The organism is Nocardia grenadensis NBRC 108939 (genome assembly GCF_001613445.1).
Taxonomy (GTDB): domain Bacteria; phylum Actinomycetota; class Actinomycetes; order Mycobacteriales; family Mycobacteriaceae; genus Nocardia; species Nocardia grenadensis.
This window is the reverse complement of sequence record NZ_BDCJ01000067.1, coordinates 1-901: the sequence shown is the minus strand read 5'-3', so window position 1 is coordinate 901 and position 901 is coordinate 1. Positions and strand designations below refer to the sequence as shown.

Below are 901 nucleotides of genomic sequence, written 5' to 3'. Positions count from 1 at the left end.
GAGGCTGGCAGTGTCGGGCTTCGCAGCTGGCGTATTCAGTGGTGCAGGGCCATATCGGGGCTGGTGGTAGTGCCTGTGCCTCGGCGAGCCGGCAGGGTGAGTAGCCATGCGAGTGCCACGACTGCCGCGCCGACAAAGGGGATTGCTGACGCGGAGTGGTTGTCGAGGAGGTGGCCGCCGATCGCCGCGCCGAGGGCGCTGCCACCGTAGAGTCCGCTGATTCCCAGGGCGAGTGCGAGCATGGCTCGCTGGGGGTCGATGGCCATGATCCCGGCTTGGATAGCGGGGCTGAGTGCCCAGGCGAAGATCGACCAGATTCCGATCGCGACGAACAGTGCCGGGGTGACGGTGGTGGTGGCGGTGAGCAGGGCCGCGAGTGCCAGCAGCGCAATGGCGTGTCCACCGACGATGACCGCGCGGGCGGTGCGTGGATTGGTCTTGTCGGTGAGTGCGCCGCCGAAGAATACGGCGGCGACGCCGATGATCCCGACGAGGAGCAGTGCGGTGGTGACCTGGCCCGAGGTGCCGTCGAGTTTGGTCTCGAACACAGCTCCGAGGTAGTTGTAGAACATCAGGCCACCGGTGCCGCACAGGAACATCGCACCGACCAGAGCCATGATGTGGGGGTTGGAGACCGGCGTCAACCGCGCGGCCAATCCGACCCGACCCCCACCGGCGACCGAGGGAGCGAACGCGCCGACGGCCACGGCGGTCAGTGCGGCGACGACCGCGATGAGGCCGAAGATGGCGCGCCAGGAGTACAGGTCACCGATCAACGCTCCGGCGGGTACCCCGGTGAACAAGGCCACGGTCAGCCCGGAGGTCGCGACCGCGAGGTAGCGGCCTTGCTGACCGCCGGGCGCCGCACCACCGGCGATAGCCATCGCGGTGGGAGAGGCCG

1 protein-coding gene is annotated in these 901 nt (G+C 68.6%); it reads right to left on the bottom strand.

Translation table 11 applies throughout. The features are described 5' to 3' along the window. Nucleotides 1-35: 35 nt before the first annotated feature. A partial coding sequence (locus NGR01S_RS29745; protein WP_157107517.1) for an MFS transporter occupies nt 36-901 on the bottom strand: 866 nt, incomplete at its 5' end.